The organism is Variovorax palleresanus (assembly GCF_051144945.1).
Lineage (GTDB): Bacteria > Pseudomonadota > Gammaproteobacteria > Burkholderiales > Burkholderiaceae_C > Variovorax > Variovorax paradoxus_S.
On record NZ_JBJNVP010000002.1, the window covers coordinates 883864 to 900351 of the forward strand.

11 protein-coding genes are annotated in these 16488 nt (G+C 63.9%); 3 read left to right on the top strand and 8 right to left on the bottom strand.

Annotation, left to right across the window (positions count from 1 at the left end; all coding sequences use genetic code 11):
• Nucleotides 1-20: 20 nt before the first annotated feature.
• The 6 genes from ACJ7Z0_RS07865 to ACJ7Z0_RS07890 all read right to left on the bottom strand — a co-directional run bounded on the left by ACJ7Z0_RS07865 (nucleotide 21) and on the right by ACJ7Z0_RS07890 (nucleotide 10145).
• Nucleotides 21-1142: an MBL fold metallo-hydrolase gene (locus ACJ7Z0_RS07865; protein ID WP_434789384.1), complete on the bottom strand. Its 1122-nt coding sequence runs from the start codon at nucleotides 1140-1142 to the stop codon at nucleotides 21-23.
• Nucleotides 1099-2529: a hypothetical protein gene (locus tag ACJ7Z0_RS07870; RefSeq protein WP_434789385.1), complete on the bottom strand. Its 1431-nt coding sequence runs from the start codon at nucleotides 2527-2529 to the stop codon at nucleotides 1099-1101. Before ACJ7Z0_RS07870 ends, ACJ7Z0_RS07865 begins: the two co-directional genes overlap by 44 nt.
• The gene (locus ACJ7Z0_RS07875; RefSeq protein WP_434789386.1) at nucleotides 2526-3653 is read right to left on the bottom strand and encodes a caspase family protein; all 1128 of its coding nucleotides are present in this window, start codon (nucleotides 3651-3653) and stop codon (nucleotides 2526-2528) included. Before ACJ7Z0_RS07875 ends, ACJ7Z0_RS07870 begins: the two co-directional genes overlap by 4 nt.
• A gap of 609 nt (nucleotides 3654-4262) precedes the next feature.
• The gene (locus tag ACJ7Z0_RS07880; protein ID WP_434789387.1) at nucleotides 4263-5771 is read right to left on the bottom strand and encodes a ComEC/Rec2 family competence protein; all 1509 of its coding nucleotides are present in this window, start codon (nucleotides 5769-5771) and stop codon (nucleotides 4263-4265) included.
• Between the two features lie 188 nt (nucleotides 5772-5959).
• Nucleotides 5960-6745, bottom strand: a complete 786-nt coding sequence (locus tag ACJ7Z0_RS07885) for a glycine-rich domain-containing protein (RefSeq protein ID WP_434789388.1) — start codon at nucleotides 6743-6745, stop codon at nucleotides 5960-5962.
• Nucleotides 6746-6821: 76 nt separating this feature from the next.
• Nucleotides 6822-10145: a bifunctional diguanylate cyclase/phosphodiesterase gene (locus ACJ7Z0_RS07890; protein ID WP_434789389.1), complete on the bottom strand. Its 3324-nt coding sequence runs from the start codon at nucleotides 10143-10145 to the stop codon at nucleotides 6822-6824.
• 293 nt (nucleotides 10146-10438) lie between these two features.
• Between ACJ7Z0_RS07890 and ACJ7Z0_RS07895 the strand changes: the two genes are divergently transcribed.
• Nucleotides 10439-11056, top strand: a complete 618-nt coding sequence (locus tag ACJ7Z0_RS07895; protein WP_434789390.1) for a PadR family transcriptional regulator — start codon at nucleotides 10439-10441, stop codon at nucleotides 11054-11056.
• 15 nt (nucleotides 11057-11071) lie between these two features.
• Complete coding sequence (locus tag ACJ7Z0_RS07900; protein ID WP_434789391.1) at nucleotides 11072-11914, top strand: siderophore-interacting protein; 843 nt, start codon at nucleotides 11072-11074, stop codon at nucleotides 11912-11914.
• 136 nt (nucleotides 11915-12050) lie between these two features.
• Here the strand turns inward: ACJ7Z0_RS07900 and corA are convergent, their stop codons facing one another.
• Nucleotides 12051-13028 (bottom strand): magnesium/cobalt transporter CorA, encoded by a 978-nt coding sequence (gene corA, locus ACJ7Z0_RS07905; RefSeq protein ID WP_434789392.1) that lies wholly within the window; start codon nucleotides 13026-13028, stop codon nucleotides 12051-12053.
• A 33-nt stretch (nucleotides 13029-13061) separates the two neighbouring features.
• Nucleotides 13062-13877, bottom strand: coding sequence for a hypothetical protein (locus ACJ7Z0_RS07910; RefSeq protein ID WP_434789393.1), 816 nt, complete (start codon nucleotides 13875-13877; stop codon nucleotides 13062-13064).
• Nucleotides 13878-13883: 6 nt separating this feature from the next.
• On the opposite strand from ACJ7Z0_RS07910, the gene mutS reads away from it, so the two are divergent.
• Nucleotides 13884-16484, top strand: a complete 2601-nt coding sequence (mutS, locus tag ACJ7Z0_RS07915) for a DNA mismatch repair protein MutS (protein ID WP_434789394.1) — start codon at nucleotides 13884-13886, stop codon at nucleotides 16482-16484.
• The last annotated feature ends 4 nt before the right edge of the window (nucleotides 16485-16488 follow it).

A 16488-nucleotide genomic window follows, 5' to 3' on the forward strand; every position in this document is an offset into this window, starting at 1 on the left:
GCCAAAAAGCCCTACGTAAGCTACAGAAGCCGAAGACGAACTCCTTCTTCACCCTCACCCGCCAAAACCGTGAACTTTTTGCCGGGCAGCGCCGCCTGCTCTTGCCATCGCCCGGACGCTTTGCCGGCGTAGTTGAAAAGCAGCCGGGCGTCCGGCCTGCTCTCAACAACGCGCGCGATTGCGACGTCATCCGGATGGCCGTGATGATCGCCGTTGGTCGAAACCACATAGTTCAATGCGGAGTAGGCCCTTAGCAAGGACTCAGTCACGTTCTTGGCACTGCCGTGGTGCGGCAGCTTAAAAACGTGAAGATCCTTACGGACCTCCTCCGCCACGTGCAGCGACGCCGCAACAAGGTCCTTTGGATTGGCGTCGGCGCCCAGCAGGAGACGCTTCCCGCCAAACTCGAAAAGGAATGCAATCGAGCTCGCATTTGTTGCTGACCCGTCCAATTGGGTCTTGGTCGCCGCCAAGTTCGAAATGTTCATCGCTTCGCCACCCATACGCTCGAGCCCAGGTGGCGCAGGCTCGGCCTTGGATGGTTGTTCCTTCTTGGCTTCCTCTACGGTTCGCAAGTACCTATCCCAAAGGTGCCGGACTGCCGTCAAACGTGGGAGGGTCGGGGATAGAAGGGTAATCTTGGCTCCTGAATCTAAGGTCTTCTTCACTGGAACGTCAGCATCTAGGCAAACCGCATTCTTGCCGAAAGCACGGTTCCACGAGATGCCGTCTGCACAGAGCGCCTCTTGCAGTTCGATCCCTTGAGCAACACCGAGTGACTCCGTGCCGGGCGGATCAAGATGGTGTCTGCCGTTGAACCAAATGTCTTGAAATCGACCAGCAACAGACTTGTCGGCCAGCAAGGTGAGGACTCCGCCGATGTGGTCGGCGTCGATGTGGCTGACAACCAGCAACTCCCAGATGGCGTTCGGATCCTCGTTTAGGACCTTTTTCAGTCGCTCCGCTGTTCCCTCAACACCTGCGTCCACAACAATTCGATAGTCGTGTCCTTCATCGCCGTAGCTCAGAACGATGCAGTCACCGTGTTGAGCGGCGAGCGCATGGAAGTTGAGCCGATGCTTTCCCGGCAAGGCGGCATCATCGTGCGACATCGAATACGCAGAAGGGTTGGTCAGGGTCAACGCGCAGCAACAGCTCCCTGACGTAGCGTTGCGCCGACTGGAGCTCTCGCCGAATGCGGGTGATCCGTGCCGATTCGGCTTCCGCAGTGAGTATTTCGAGGTTCGTTGCCAACAACTTCAATCCGTAGCGAAACAGTGGCGGCCCTCGTCGGACCGCCTCAAGGGTCGCGTCGAGCGACGAGCGGAAAGGCTCGTAGCCTGGACCCATGAACTGCAACCCTTCGCTGACACGGGGCGGCCCCTGCAGCAAAAGGGTGGAGTAGAGAATGGCCCCATCGGGAAGGCCCGTATAGCGGCTTGCAAGGTTGAGCACCCACTGTCGCCAGTTCATCCAGCCCTCTCCCTGTGGCAATCCCGCATTCAAGAGCACATAGCCAGCGACTGCGGCAGCATACGGGTTCCTCCACTTCGCATACAGAATCTCCAGCGATCGGTTCACGACGCTCACAGAGCCCGCCAGGTCGCCCTGTTGCAGGAAGTCGATGAGCCCACCAAAGTCGGGGTCGTCGACCTCAAGCCGTAGAGCGCGGTACCTGCGTTGACCGACCTCTCTGACGTGATAACTGGCGCTCACTGGGGCCAACGTTCCGTCCTGAGTCATCCAGCGGCCGGGCATGCACGCCACTTGAAGCGGATAGAAGTCGTCGGTCGCGCGATAAGACAAAGCGAAGTAGCGAGCTCCTTTCCCTTCATCGGAGACGCGCCCGATGATCGACTGGTTGCGCAACGGATACTTCCAGTGCGCGTGCAACTCCTTTGGGTTGCCATACAGCCGAGTAGCTTGGACGGCATCAATGTCCCCTACCAAATACGACGAAAGGTCCTCCTGCTGCTGGAAAGCGGTGCTGCGAGTCCGTGTCTTGAGCCTTGCGACACCCATGAAATCCTGGCGCTTGTTCACAACCTCGCGGACTGGCAAGCCTGGCAGGTAGTTCAAAGCCGCGGGCACAAGACCCGGCTCAATTAGTCTGGCAGTCCAGCGCTCCCTGTCCGCAGAGCCCGACGACAGGTCGCCCGAAGAGGGAAGCCTGTCGCCTAACTGGCCTTCAACGACGAGACGCTCCCCCCCGTCTTCATAGCTGTCCACGCCGCGGGCTGCCGTCCTCTCGGGAACGAATTCAAGCGCAGTGTCGTGGCCCTCGTCTCGGACGCGCACCCGTTTTTGCAGCACCTGTCCGGTAGGGACGCGCAGGCGGACGAGATACTGACCAGGCGGGACCCTCTCCTTGACCGGCCCTCGCCTGAGGTTGACTGCGATACCTGTCTTGACCTGCCGCTCTTCGGCTCCCCCATCGCTCAACTCGACGATATCCGCCACGGCCACGCGCGGGCGCGCTGCGTTGAGAGGAAGAACTCGGCTGAAATCGACGTCTACGGTGGTGCTCATGGCTTGTCTCCACAAGATATAAACACCGTCTCGTAGGGTGGAGAAACATGTTCTGCCAGCGCCTGGCCATGCACCGTTGGCGCGCCGGAGACCGACTCGATCGCCTCAAAATCGTGAGGTCCCCGTATCAGGTCCACATTCCAAGGCGATTGGCCTGCGCCAAAATGTTCAGTCTGGTCGACGTGCAAACAGGAAAACGCTTCGAAGTCCTCCGGTTGACACAACACCTTCACAGGCACGAGCGGCGCACCGGGCAACTCATGGAAGTCCACGGCAGACGAAAAACCGGCGCCATACATGACTTCCTGCCCTTGGCCGTCGGGACGTCGCTGGATGAGCCAGTCGAGCGCAGTTTTTAGCCGGTCCGTCTTCACAACCCATTGGGTCGCCCCTTGCTTCGCTGCAGCTGCGCCCTTCATGGCTTCCAAGAATGCGGTCATGAAGAGTGACGGCGCATTGACAACGCCGTAAGCCTTGGTGCCAAACTCGCTGGCCCGAACGTAGACGGGCCTCACGATGCCAAGGTTATTGTTTGTCGCTGGAGTGATGACGGAGCGAGGTTGCACCTTCTCGTAGTCCTCCGGCAGTGGGACGCGGGTACTGCAAGCATCAATCAAATAGATCTGCCGTCTGGCCTTGGCTTTGACCATCGCGCCAGCAAAGCGCTCGGGCTCGAAGGCATGGTCGAACGGCACGTCACTGTTCGAACCAAAGTCTTGCGCTAGAAGGGCGTGCACATCGCCTACGCGCAGGCCATGCCCGCAGAAGTAAAACAGAGCTAAGTTCTCTTCGTGCGAATTGACGTCCTTGAACCAAGCTCTGATGTACTTCTGGATGTTGTCGAAAGTCGGCTCGCTGTTCAGCCAGGGCGTTTGCTTGTCCGGAGACGATGCAAGTAGACGTAGGGAACGCAGTGGTGCGCCACTTACACGCAAATCCGCTTCAATCCAGTCCGCAAACGCCTCGACCGAGTGCAACGGCGATGTGAGCTCCTTCAGTCCAGCGTCTGGGGCGAACTCCCCGAGTTCGTGACCTGGTTGCAAGTGCGGGTACCGCCCCACCCCGATAAGCAATGCGTGAACTCCAGGCTCACCTGGAACACGCTTGTCGACCAGCAATGCCATAGCTCTCCCTACGCTTTACTTGGCGCGGTCTCGTGCGCTTCCGGGACGCTCTGCCGCTCTGATGGCCGATTATGGGGGACTTGTGCTCTGGATGCCGGCGGCGAACCCTGCGTCGCCAAGATCGAGAGCTTCGGGCACAAAGCAGCGTGCTGCCCTTTAGCGGATAAATTTTGGGAGCAATATGGCATGTCGTCTCTGAAAAAGCCATGCCCACTTCCATCCTTCAATCTCTCGCGCTGAAGCACATTTCATCATCTGTAAGGGTCTACAGATGGCAATGCGATATGGTTCTCCTGGGTCCTTGGCCCAAGCCTTCACCGTTAGCTTTTTCTTTTCCCAAAAATCGGCCGTCGGACCGGTGAGTGCCTCGATGCACGGATGACTGCTGTTGGGCTGTCACGACAAGACGACGACTGGCAGCAACCGCTGCCTAGTGGAACCTCGAAGTCGTCGCCTCGACTTAAGCACCATGAATGCATTGCGCAATTCAGCTGGTGGAAGTCGACGGCAGACGCGGCCAGTTGAGGGCGCGCGCAGCCGACGCGCGGGTGGCGCCGATTCGAAGGGCCAGGGACCTGCGTTAACGACACTGCCCCTAAGTGCAACGCTTCAGTCCTCCCGAACAAGCACATCCCCCTCAAACCGATACCGAAAATAAAACCACTTCTCAGTCTCCGACTTCGCCTCGATGCGAAACGCCGTGATCAACCTTTCCCCATCCGTCTTCAGATAGATCGCGCCGTACACCTCGACATTGCTGCGCGCGAGCTCTTTCACGTCGGCCTTGAGCTGAGCGACCTTGTCGGGCGAGAGCGTGCCCGCGGCCAGCTTGTCGATGGCGGCCAGCAGCTTGTCGACCGCGTTCTTGTCTTCCATTGCCCGCGAGGAGCGCTGGAGCTCCGTTGAAAGAATCACCGGTGCGCCGCCACGGCCAAAGCGTCCCAGGCGGCCCAGCAGGTCGGGCCTCGGGTGGATGTGGCCCTCTTCGTCTCCCGACGAGATGATGAAGGCGGCCGGGTTGACGGCATCCAGAAACGCATCGGTGACTTTCTCGGAGCCGTGGTGGCACGACTTCATGACGTCTGACCTGAAGGTGTCGCGCGCCTTGGTCACCATGTCGTCGTAGGCCGGGGTGCCGGTCTTCGGAAACTTGCTCGCGCCGGTGTAGTGCTGCAGCAGAAATTTTTCGGCGCCCTCGTTCAGGTCGCCGCCGAACAGCACGCTGAACTTTCCATACTGGAGCCGCAGGATGACGGAATGCCCGTTCTTGGTTTCGCTGTAGGAGCCCAGCTGCCGCAACGCCGGGGTGCCATCGGGGCCTTCTTCGACGACTGGGGCCAGCACCCGCATCGTGTAGCCGCGGTCGTCCGACGGGGCGAAGTCGGGCATCCAGGCGGCGCCGTCTTCGATCGTCGCGTGCTGTGCCGAGAGCATGCGGATGTCCTGGATCTTCGGGTTGTCGAGTGCGGCTTTCATGACTTGTGGAAAGAGATGGCTGGTGCCGGAGTTCTCGAAGATCGTCTTGACGGTTGCGTAGTCGGTGGCCAGGTCGCCTATGTAGGCAATGGAGGCGCCGTCTTCCTTCACGGGCTTGCCGCCCAGCTTCTCCCAGGTTCCTGCAACGGGCCGCTCGACCAGCCCGTTGTGATAGACCGCGCCAAAGCCGATGCCGGGGTCGGCAAAGACGTCCTTGAAGCCGAGGTAGTGATCGCTGTCCGGATGCGTCATGACGGCGGCCGCAAAGTTGAAGCCGCGATAGGTCTGGAACCTTCCGGCGAGAAAGGCGCGCATGTTGCCGCCCTCGCCGGCGTCGATGACCACGATACGCTCTTCGTCGTCGGTCTCGGGCGAGATCAGCACGGCGCCATCGCCCTGCCCTACGTCGACAAAGATGATTTCAAGCGGCCGGCGGGCGACCGTGTCTTCCTTGCGGATGTAGAGCGTGCGCCGCTTGGTGGGCGAGCGGGCGGCCCAGTCGATCTCGAGCCATCCGTCGCCGAGATCTTTCTTGACCTTGAGGTAGTCGCCCCAGATCACCTCGCGAAATTTTTTCTTCTTGTCATCGAAGAGATGGATCGGACTTCCGTCCGCGCGCAAGTTGACGAATCGATGTGCCATGCCCCGCCCCTCGTTTGACGAATCCCGTGCTTTTTAGCAGTGCCTGATGCAAAAGCGCATCCGACGAAAGCGGTATGGCGCAAACAGTCGCGGCAAGGGTAGTCACATGTCCATCGTTCTCGGTGCGGGGGGACGAGGCGTACCAACCAACGGCCTCGCTCGCCCCTCCTCCGCCAAGCTTCATCCGTTCACGCCAAGCTGGAACCTGCGCGCGAAGCTTCCAGCCCAGACGCGCCGGCCTTCACCGAGGGCCCTGCCGCAGCACCCGCCTCCAGCGAACACCATGCGGCTGACGGTTTGCCTGCTTCGAGTGAGCACCATGCGGCCGAAGGTTTGCCTGCCTCCAGCGAACACCATGCGGCCGAAGGTTTGCCCGCTTCGAGCGAGCACCATGCCGCTGAAGGTTTGCCTGCCTCCAGCGAGCACCATGCCGCTGAAGGTTTGTCCGCTTCGAGCGAACACCACGCTGCCGAAGGTTTGCCTGCCTCCACCGAGCACCACGCGGCTGTGGGCTTGCCCGCCTCCAGCGAGCACCATGCGGCCCCATCCTTGCGCGGCTCGTGTCGGGCCGCGGGCGTCGGCTCGCCGAATTCTTCGGCGGTCAAGCGCTGCATCTCCAGGAAGGCATCTTGCAGGGCCTTGGCGTCGTCCTCGCCACGCAGGCCAAGGTACGGAAAGTGGTGCAGAAAATAGCCGAAAGTGGTTTCGCAATCAGCGGCGTACTTTCTCGTGTCGAGGATGTGCATGTGCCAGAAGCGGTCGACGTCCTGCTCGGGAGCGAGCGTCAGGTCGGGGTGCTTGGCGTGCAGGATCAGGTAGCGCTTGTAGGCCACCTCCATCTGGTCCGCGTAGCCGGCAGACCAGCCGTAGCCGTCTTCTTTGCGGCAGGCCTTGAACTTGATCGGCGTGAGGTCGAGCCCCTCGATTGCAGCGATCGTTTGCGCCAGTGTCTTGCATTGGGGGGAATGAATCATGAATGCTCCTGTGAAGTTGCCGGAAGGTCCGAGCGAACGTGCCCGGTGACGATTGCTTCGAGGTTTGGCCGTCGGGTCAGACCACCACCGATGAAGCAAACTGGGTGCGCAGATGACGCGCCATGAAATTGCGTGTGTCGTCGGCAGACACGGGCTTGCAGAGCCAATATCCTTGGGCCTCGTCGCATCCGCGGCTGCGCAGATAGTCGAGCTGGGCCGTGGTCTCGATGCCCTCGGCCACCACCTTCATCCGCAACCCATGGGCCAGCGTGATGATGCCGTCGATGAGCGCTCGCGCGTCGGCGTCTTGCGAAAGGTCGTTGATGAAGGAGCGGTCGATCTTGACCGTCGACAGCGGAAAGTGCTTCAGGTAAGAGAGCGAGGAATAACCGGTTCCAAAATCGTCGATGGCAAGGCCGACGCCCATGTCTCGAATCATCCGCAGCAACTTCGCCGCACGCTCGGGGTTTGCCATCACCGCGCCTTCGGTAATTTCCAGTTCCAGCAGCGACGGCTCCAGGCCCGAGGCTTCCAGCACGGACTGTATGTCGGCGATGAGCGTGCGGCTTTCGAATTGGCGCGGCGACAGATTGACGCTCATCAACACCTCGGGCAAACCGTCTTTCTGCCACGACCGCGAATCGGCGCAGGCCCTCTCCAGCGCCCACTTGCCCAAAGGCACGATCAAGCCGATCTCTTCGGCAATCGGAATGAACTTGACCGGCGGAATCATGCCCAGGACCGGATGGTGCCAGCGCATCAGCGCCTCGACGCCGACGATGCGCTGGGTCTGCAGGTTCATCTTCGGCTGGTAGTGCATTTCCAGCTCGCCGCGTTCCAGGGCATGGCGCAGCGCGCTTTCCAGCATCAGCTGTTCGGTGCTCTGCGCATTCATCTTGGCCGCGTAGAACCGGTAGGTGTTGCGGCCTCTTTCCTTGGCCCGGTACATCGCGGTGTCGGCGTTCTTCAAGAGCGCTTCGGCGTCGCCGCCGTTGTCGGGGTAGACGCTCACGCCAACGCTGGCGGTAACGTGCAGCTCGCGCCCCGTGATGACGAAAGGCTCGGCGCAACAGGCCAGCACTTTTTCGGCGAGCATCGCGGCCTCGTTCGCACTGGAGAGGTTCTCCAGGAGCAGCACGAACTCGTCGCCGCCGAAACGCGCCACGACATCGGCCTCGCGCAGCAGCCCCGTGAGGCGCTCGCCGCAGATCTTGATCATCTCGTCGCCCACGCCGTGGCCCAGCGTGTCGTTGATGTGCTTGAAGCGATCCAGGTCGACAAATATCACCGCAAACTGCTTCTGGTGGCGGTTGCTGCGCTTGATGGCGCGAGCAAGCTCGTGTTGCAGCGCGGCGCGGTTGAACAACCCGGTCAGTTCGTCATGGCTCGCCATGAAACGAAGACTTCTCTCCGCCAGCTTGCGTTGCTTGTACTGGGCGATCTGCAAGGCAATCACGCGCAGCGACTCCAGCGTCTCGGCGTCGACAGCGTAGGGATTGGAGCCAAAGAACTCCAGCGCGGTGGTCGAACCGGTAATGATCATCGGCACGATGACGCCGACAGTCAGCCCGGCCCGGCTGGCCAGCACATCGCGCGCAAAGTGGCCCGGAGCCGCCAGGGTGTCGATCTGCACGATGCCGCCGGCTCCCCAGGCGCGGCCCAGCGAGCCTTCGTCGGGCCGGTATTCGAACGAGCGGCTGTCGCTGACGAATTGCCGCACGGCCGGGGAGATGTCTTCGGCATGCCAGGTGGCGGCGCAGCGAACCACGCCGTCATCGCCAACGCCCCACACTGCGCCGCAGTCCCAGCGCAGGTCGGTGCATACGGCTTCCAGCGCTTGCGTGATCACCGTCTCGGCCCCGCCATCGCCGGCAAGCAGCCGGGCGATCTTGTACTCGAGCTCCTGGCGCAATGCGTCCTTGCGCAGCCGCGTGGCGTCGCGCACGGTGCCGCGCACCATCGTCTTTCCGCCTTCTTCGGCCGACTGCGCGATGACATGGAGCCAGCGTTCGGTGCCATCGGGCAGGCACAGGCGGTGCTCGAATTCGCTGCGCTCCATGGACTGCGAGGCCAGTGCGATCTGCTCTTCGACCGCAGCGCGTTCTGAGGTTGGAACCCGCGAGAGCAGCGTGGGCAGGTCCGGCTGCGAAGGGCCGGGTTCAAAGCCCAGGATGCGCCGAGCTTCATCGGAGCATTGCAGGGCTCCGGTTTGGGGATCGAGGATCCAGCTGCCCAGGCTTGCCAGGTGCTGGGCCTCTTCCAACTGCCGCTCGCTGGTGCGCAGATGAACGGTCATCTTGTTGGCCAGAACCTGGGCTCGGCTGCGTGAGGTGGTCAACGAAAAAACGATGCCGGCAAGCAGCATGCTGGTGGCCAGCCCGCCGAAGACAATGAACCACGGAATGGCCTTGTCGAGCGGGCCGAAGACCTGGTTTTCGTCTTGACCGACTTCCACGAGCCAGGAGTGACCGCCCAACTCGAAGCCGAGCATGCGCTCCAGGCTGCGCGCCGGTTCGGCAATAGGCTTGGCCGAGGCTGCGCTGTCGAACATCAATTGCCGCTCGCCGAACGAAGTGGTCGCTACAAACCGGGTCTCGACGCGTGTCCCGATCGCCCCCTGGCCTCGACCGGCATCGATCAACCGCAAGCGGAACGTCCTGGCGGCGCTGGCACCCACCACGTCGCTCAACATTCCCGCGACGCTGAAGCCCGCGCCAACCGAACCGATATAGGCACTGCGCCGCTGCTCGAGAGTATCGAGCGATTGTCTTGGGCGATAGACCGGCAGCCGCATTGCCAATCCGATGTCGGACTCGCGGCCCGCGATGCGGACCTTGCGGCCGGACATGACGAGCCCGCCGGTGTCGCGCCCCTGCTCGAGCGCGTCTCCCCTGTCGGGCATCGCGCCCAGGTCATTGCCGAGCAGCCTCTCGTTTCCGGCCCGCGGTTCGATGTAGATCAGTGGGTAGTACGTGTCCCGCTTGCCGGGCGGCTTGATGGCAAAGCTGGAGGCAATGCCGGTGTCGAGGCTGGCATCACCGCGCACCTGTTGCTCGAAGGCCTGCTTGTCGTCGGCCAAGATGCGGGGCGCATAGTTGACGGCCTGGAACCCAGGGTAGGCGGTCGCCAGGTTCAGCCCCGCGACGTAGTCCGTGAAGTCGCTTCGCGTGACGGTCTCGGAGGTGTTGAATCGCGCACGCAGGCCGATCAGGACGGCAATGTAGTCGTCGAAGCGGGCTTCGACCTTGCGCGCCAGGTCGAAGGCGGCTGCGTCGAAGCGCGCTTGGGCGCTGCGCACGATCTCCTGCCGGGCCGAGACGCCGAGGGCGATCGACAGCGCCGCGCCGGCCACGAAGATCACCAGCGGCAAGCGAATCCTGACCCAGACGGACAATGACATTGGATTTGATCCTGTCGTTGGCACGGACCGGTTGGCTCTGGGTGCTGCAATGCAGCACGGAGAGAACGCAGCATTTTGTATTGTTTTGTCGCAATATATACAAATGGTGCGAGAGCGTCACGCGAATTGTGACGCCGAGAGTGAGGGCATACACAGATCACTCGTTCGGACTTGAACAGTTCGCGTCTTTGCGCCCTTGTTGCTGCGAGTGCGGGCTTCCGATGGGTATCGGTTTGACTTTATTTTAGATATATCTAAAATAATCTAGACACACCTCGGAAAGGATGCCCGCCATGAGACATTTCCACTTCGGCCACCACCACCATCACCACTGCCACGCCCCCCGCGGCGAACACGAAGACGGCCTCTCCGGCGGCTGCGGCCCCCGCCACGGCGGCGGCGAAGAGCGCATGCACGGAGGAGGCCGCGGCGGACGCGGCGGCGGGCGGGTCTTCGGCCATGGCGGCCTGCGCTTCGTGCTGCTGCAGCTCATCGCCGAGAAGCCGGCGCACGGCTACGAACTCATCAAGGCCATCGAAGACCGCCTGGGCGGGAGCTACGCGCCGAGCCCCGGCGTGGTCTACCCCACGCTCACGCTGCTTGAAGAAATGGGCTACCTCAGCGTGGAAACGGCCGACACCGGCGGGCGCAAGCGCTACAGCATCACCGCCAGCGGCCAGGAGTTTCTGGCCGCCAACCGCGACACGGCCGACGCGATGATGGCCCGCATGAACGGCGGCGTCGACGGCGCCGGCCCACGCGGCGGGCGCCCGCCGCAGGTCACGCGCGCCATCGAGAACCTGAAGCTCGCGATGCGCATGCGCCTCTCGGGCAAGCCCCTCACCGAACAACAAGCCCACGATTTCGCCGCGGTGCTCGACAGCGCCGCCCAGCAACTGGAACGCATCTAGAAAGAATTTTCTTGAATGACTGACTTCACCACCACAACCTCCCCTGTCGGCGCGCCCGACCGCACCCCGCGCCGCGTGCGCCACGAGCTTCGCTTTCGCCAACTCACGGTAAAGACGGTGCAGCGCGTGACGCCGCATCTGATCCGCATCACGCTGACGGGCGACGATCTCGCGGGCTTCACCAGCCTGGGCTTCGACGATCACTCGAAGGTCTTTTTCCCCGACGCCTCAACAGGCCAGCTCACGCTTCCGACTGTCGGCCCAGACGGCCCGGTGTGGCCCGCGAGCGGCCGCCCGACCATGCGCGACTACACGCCGCGCCGGTACGACGCCAAGGCCAACACGCTCGAAATCGACTTCGCGCTGCACGAGGCCGGCCCCGCCACGCAATGGGCTGAGCAGGCCAAGCCCGGCGACATTCTGGGCGTCGGCGGCCCGCGCGGCTCGTTCATCGTGCCGACCGAGTTCGACTGGCATCTGCTGATCGGCGACGACACCGCCCTGCCCGCCATCGCCCGGCGCCTGGCCGAGCTGCCGGCCGGCGCGCGGGTGGTGGTGCTGGCGGAGGTCGACAGCGAAGCCGACCAGATTCCGTTCGAGACGCAAGCCGAACTCACGCTGCAGTGGGTACACCGCCGCGGTGCCGAGCCGGGCCTGAGCCCCGTGCTGCTCGACGCGCTGGAGGCGATGAAGCTGCCGGCCGGCGACTTTCATGCGTGGGTAGGGTGCGAATCGGCGATTGCGAAGGCATTGCGCGCGCACCTGGTGGGCGAACGCGGAGCCAACCCGAAGTGGATTCGCGCCTCGGGCTACTGGCGGCGCGGCGCGGTAGCGACGCACGACACGCACGACGAGTGACCCGCGTTGCTCCTTCCCCCTCCGGGGGAAGGTTGGGATGGGGGCACGCGGCCTATGAAAAGGCCGCTGGCTCTTGATGCGCCGCCTGCCCCCACCCCCACCCTCCCCCGGAAGGGGAGGGAGAAAGACATAAAACTCAGAGCCAGCCGGCTCGCCTGAATCGGTAATAGAGGTAGCTGCAGGTGCCGATCATCAGCGTCAGCGCCGCCGCATACCCATAGCGCAATTTCAGCTCGGGCATGTGCTCGAAGTTCATGCCCCAGATACCCGCGAATGCGGTGCACACCGCAAAGATGCTGGCCCACGCGGCAAGCCGCTTGGTCACTTCGCTCTCCTCGATGGTGACCATCGAAAGGTTCACCGAAATGGCGGTGCCGATGGTGTCGCGCATGGCGTCGATGGAGCCGTTGATGCGCCCCAGGTGGTCGGCCACGTCGCGAAAATATTCTTGCGATGTGACGCAGATCTGCGGCACCCGCCCGCCGTGCAACTTGCCGGCCGCCTCCGCCAGCGGCGCCACTGCGCGCTTGAGAATCAGACTGCGCCGCTTCAGGTCGTACAGCTGCTTGATCTTGTCGCGCGCCGCGCCGCCTTGCGTGAAGATCTGCTGCTCGATGGCCTCCAGCTCCACCTCGAGCGCGTCGATGACCGGAAAGTAGCGGTCGACCACCGCGTCCATCAGCGCATAGAGCACAAAGCCCGCACCGTTGCGCAGCAACTCGGGCTCGCGCTCGCAGCGCTCGCGCACACCCAGAAAGCCCTGCTTGCTGCGGTTGCGCACCGAGAGCACGTAGTTCTTGCCCACGAACACGTCGACCTCCCCCACGTTCACGCAATGTTCGCCCTCCGGCGAGGGCTCGACCAGGTGCATCACCACGAAGAGGGAGTTGCCATATTCCTCCACCTTGGGCCGCTGGTGGCCGTGGTGGGCGTCTTCCACCGCCAGCGGATGCAGGTTGAACTCCTCCTGCATCTGGGCCAGCTCTTGCGGCGTGGCGTCGCTCAGCGCCACCCAGACGAAGCAGCCGGGCCGGATGATGTATTCGCTGATGTCCTCGACTGGAATATCGGCGAGCTTGGCGCCGTTTTCATAGGCAACGCAGTTGATCAGCATCGGTACTCGTCCATGGTCAGGCTGGATATGGGGTCAGGTCTTCACCGCATCCGGATTCGAAGCCGCGGCCAGGAGGGCGGTGGCTGCCAGCGAGGCCTCGATAGCCTCTGTCTCGCTCCTGAGCAGGGCAAGCCCTTTTTCGGCGAACGCCGAGTGGCTTGCAACGTCGGCCCACAGGCTCGCGGCGGCTTCGGCGCATGTCAGTGACGTGAAGCGGATGCGGCCCTTCGCCAGCTCCACGAAGCGTTTCTCGCGCAGGGGGTCCGCCCGGTCCCAGGCGCCGCCGACGAGCACGCGCCGGCCGCGTTTGACACGAGGTTCGAGCTCGGCAAAGAAGGGCAGCTTGGCGGACACCCAGCCCAGCATGCCGGAGTTCAACGCGGTGTCGAAGGCCGTTGGGGCGGTGTCCGACTTCGCAAAGTCGCGCAAGGTGCCCAGTTCGTAGAGCACCGGGTCTTTCGGTCCCTTTGCGGCGCTTTCCACCGGCTTGATGACGGGCGGGCCATTGCCTGCTCGCCCATCGGGCCGTCTCGACTTGCGCAGGTCGGCGAGCTGGGCCGGCGACATGCAAAGGTACAGCGCGGCAAGCTCTGCGGGCAAGGTGGCGGTGTCGGGCAGTGCGTCTGCGTCAGGGCCGCCTTTGAATTCATCCGGGTGGACCATGGGCGCCTTGTTCTTCACGCGGGGGTTCGCGCCGGCAGATTTTAGAACGGCGGGGTGCACGCTGATTCGCATCGGCAAGCCGGCCAGGTTGACCGTCGGCCGAGCCGTCCGGCGTCCCCGATAATCGTCCGAGTGAAAACGACGACTGCGCAACCCTCCCCCTCGACCAGCGACTTCTCCGGGCATACGCCCATGATGTCGCAATATCTGGGCCTCAAGGCAAACCATCCGGACACCCTGCTGTTCTACCGGATGGGCGACTTCTACGAGCTGTTCTGGGCCGACGCCGAAAAGGCCGCGCGCCTGCTCGACATCACGCTCACCCAGCGCGGCCAGTCGGCCGGCCAGCCGGTGGTGATGTGCGGCGTGCCCTTTCATGCGGTCGACACCTACCTTGCACGGCTCATCAAGCTCGGCGAATCGGTCGCCATCTGCGAGCAGGTGGGCGAGGTCGGCGCCAGCAAGGGGCCGGTCGAGCGCAAGGTGGTGCGGGTGGTCACGCCCGGCACGCTGACCGACTCGGAACTGCTCAACGACAAGAGCGAATCGCTGCTGCTCGCGGTGCATGCGGGCACGCGCAATTTCTGCGGGCTGGCCTGGCTCAGCGTCACAGGAGCCGAGCTGCGGCTGGCCGAATGCCCGGCCGACGCGCTCGAAGCCTGGATCGCGCGCATCGCGCCGAGCGAGCTGCTCTACAGCGCAGAGGTCACGCCGGCCTTCGAGCAGCGCCTGAAGGCCGCGCGCGCGGCCACGCCTTTCACGCTCTCGATCCGCCCGGCCTGGCAGTTCGACGGGGGTCTGGGCGAACGCAAGCTCAGCGAGCAGATGGGCAGCAACAGCCTGGCCGCCTGGAACGCCGAATCGCTTTCCAACGCGCATGCCGCGGCCGCCGCGCTGCTGGGCTACGCCGAGCACACGCAGGGCCGCGCCCTCTCGCACGTGCAGCGCCTTTCGGTGGAGCGCGACGGCGACCTGATCGAGCTGCCGCCGACCACGCGGCGCAACCTGGAACTGGTGCAGACGCTGCGCGGCGAAGACTCGCCCACGATGTTCTCACTGCTCGACACCTGCATGACCGGCATGGGCAGCCGCCTCCTGAAGCGCTGGCTGCTGTCGCCCCGGCGCGACCGCGGCGAGGCGCAGGCCCGGCTCGAAGCCATCGGCGCGCTGCAGTCCACGGTGCTGGGCGGCACGGCCGCGCCCTGGCGCTCGCTGCGCGAGCAGCTCAAGAACACGAGCGACGTGGAGCGCATCGCGGCGCGCATCGCGCTCAGGCAGGTGCGCCCGCGCGAGCTGCTGGCGCTGCGCCTGGCGCTCGCCAAGGCCGAGCAGCTGGCGCCGCTCCTTCCCGCATCGGCCGCGCTGCTCGACCGGATTGCCGAACGGCTGGCGCCGCCGCCGGGCTGCGCCGACCTGCTGGTGAGCGCCATCAAGCCCGATCCGTCGGCGCTGGTGCGCGATGGCGGGGTGATCGCCACCGGCCATGACGCCGAGCTCGACGAGCTGCGCGCCATCAGCGAGAACTGCGACGACTTTCTGCTGAAGCTCGAAATCAGCGAACGCGAGCGCACCGGCATCAGCAACCTGCGGGTGCAGTTCAACCGCGTGCATGGCTTCTACATCGAGGTGACGCAAAGCGCGCTCTCGAAGGTGCCCGACAACTACCGCCGCCGCCAGACACTGAAGAACGCCGAGCGCTTCATCACGCCCGAGCTCAAGACTTTCGAAGACAAGGCGCTGAGCGCGCAAGACCGCGCCCTGGCGCGCGAGAAATGGCTCTACGAACAGCTCCTCGATGCGCTGCAGCCCTCGGTGCCGGCGCTCACGCAACTGGCCGGTGCCATTGCCACGCTCGACACGCTGTGCGCGCTGGCCGAGCGCTCGCACACGCTGCACTGGCGCGCACCGAGCTTCGTGTCACACCCGTGCATCGAGATCCAGCAGGGCCGGCATCCTGTGGTGGAAGCCCGCCTGGCCGAAAAATCGTCGGGCGGCTTCATCGCCAACGACACGCAGCTGGGGCCGCAGCAGCGCATGCAGATCATCACCGGCCCCAACATGGGCGGTAAGTCGACCTACATGCGGCAGGTGGCGATCATCGTGCTCTTGGCTTCCATCGGCTCGCACGTGCCGGCCGCGGCCTGCCGGCTCGGGCCGATCGACGCGATCCACACGCGCATTGGCGCGGCAGACGACCTTGCCAACGCGCAGTCGACCTTCATGCTCGAGATGACCGAGGCCGCGCAAATTTTGCACAGCGCCACCGCCCAGTCGCTGGTGCTGATGGACGAAATCGGCCGCGGCACCAGCACCTTCGACGGGCTGGCGCTGGCCGCCGGCATCGCGGCCCAGCTGCACGACCGCAGCAAGGCCTTCACGCTCTTTGCCACCCACTACTTCGAGCTGACCGAGTTTCCGGCCACGCACCACTCTGCGGTGAACATGCACGTGAGCGCCACCGAAGCGGGCCGCGACATCGTGTTTCTGCACGAAATGCAGCCCGGCCCGGCCAGCAAGAGCTACGGCATCCAGGTGGCGCGGCTTGCCGGCATGCCCGCCGCGGTGGTCAACCATGCGCGGCAGGCGCTGGAGGCACTCGAGTCGCAGCATGCGCAAACCCGTGCCCAGGTCGACCTGTTCGCACCGCCGCCCGCGGCTGAAGCTCCCATGGCCAGCGCCGTAGAATCCGCGCTGGCTGCGCTCGACCCCGACACGATGAGCCCGCGCGAAGCCCTCGACGCGCTCTATGCCCTCCAAAAACTGAACACGCGTGAACACAGTGCCGCCGGCTGACCGG

Bases quoted from the DNA above. Each gene is read 5' to 3' on its own strand.
- ACJ7Z0_RS07870 (WP_434789385.1), bottom strand. From the start codon at position 2,529: ATGAGCACCACCGTAGACGTCGATTTCAGCCGAGTTCTTCCTCTCAAC.
- ACJ7Z0_RS07875 (WP_434789386.1), bottom strand. From the start codon at position 3,653: ATGGCATTGCTGGTCGACAAGCGTGTTCCAGGTGAGCCTGGAGTTCAC.
- ACJ7Z0_RS07880 (WP_434789387.1), bottom strand. From the start codon at position 5,771: ATGGCACATCGATTCGTCAACTTGCGCGCGGACGGAAGTCCGATCCAT.
- ACJ7Z0_RS07885 (WP_434789388.1), bottom strand. From the start codon at position 6,745: ATGATTCATTCCCCCCAATGCAAGACACTGGCGCAAACGATCGCTGCA.
- ACJ7Z0_RS07890 (WP_434789389.1), bottom strand. From the start codon at position 10,145: ATGTCATTGTCCGTCTGGGTCAGGATTCGCTTGCCGCTGGTGATCTTC.
- ACJ7Z0_RS07895 (WP_434789390.1), top strand. From the start codon at position 10,439: ATGAGACATTTCCACTTCGGCCACCACCACCATCACCACTGCCACGCC.
- ACJ7Z0_RS07900 (WP_434789391.1), top strand. From the start codon at position 11,072: ATGACTGACTTCACCACCACAACCTCCCCTGTCGGCGCGCCCGACCGC.
- corA (WP_434789392.1), bottom strand. From the start codon at position 13,028: ATGCTGATCAACTGCGTTGCCTATGAAAACGGCGCCAAGCTCGCCGAT.
- ACJ7Z0_RS07910 (WP_434789393.1), bottom strand. From the start codon at position 13,877: ATGCCCGGAGAAGTCGCTGGTCGAGGGGGAGGGTTGCGCAGTCGTCGT.
- mutS (WP_434789394.1), top strand. From the start codon at position 13,884: ATGATGTCGCAATATCTGGGCCTCAAGGCAAACCATCCGGACACCCTG.